This is a genomic window from Neisseria sp. P0019.S003, from assembly GCF_051957115.1.
Classification (GTDB): domain Bacteria; phylum Pseudomonadota; class Gammaproteobacteria; order Burkholderiales; family Neisseriaceae; genus Neisseria; species Neisseria flavescens_D.
This window is the reverse complement of record NZ_JBQCWT010000048.1, coordinates 1-517: the sequence shown is the minus strand read 5'-3', so window position 1 is coordinate 517 and position 517 is coordinate 1. Positions and strand designations below refer to the sequence as shown.

Below are 517 nucleotides of genomic sequence, written 5' to 3'. Positions count from 1 at the left end.
ATCCCTGTCCATACCTGATTGAGTGCGTTTACTCCGACAACGGGACGGAATATAAAGGCTTGGCCAACCATGCTTTCGGTGTAGCCTGTTATGAGAACGGGATTGGTCAAAAGTTTACCCGGGTTGCCCGTCCGCAGACCAACGGTAAGGCGGAACGGGTTATCCGCACCCTGATGGAGATGTGGCATGAGAAACAGTTGTTTGACAGTCCGGAACACCGGCGAAAGGAGTTGTGCCGCTTTGTTAATTTCTATAACACTGTGAAGCCACACCGCAGTTTGAACGGCGATACGCCGTTTGAGGTCTTGCAGGCTTATTTTTCTCAACCTGTAGTGTAAACAACGCGACAATTTTCTACATACAAATCAAACAGATAAAACTCCCCAAAGCATGAACCATGCAGCAAATCCGAATTAAAAAGCTCTTTTCCGCAATACTTTGCTACCAACAATGAAAAAGGTCGTCTGAAACCCGTGTAATTAGGTTTCAGACGACCTTTCAATCATTAGGTGTTGCC

The 517-nt window shown here is 46.4% G+C and carries 1 protein-coding gene; it reads left to right on the top strand.

All coding sequences use genetic code 11. The features are described from left to right. The coding region (locus ACTHTS_RS11020; protein WP_440370058.1) for an integrase core domain-containing protein at window positions 1-338 on the top strand (338 nt) is incomplete at its 5' end. Window positions 339-517 lie beyond the last annotated feature (179 nt).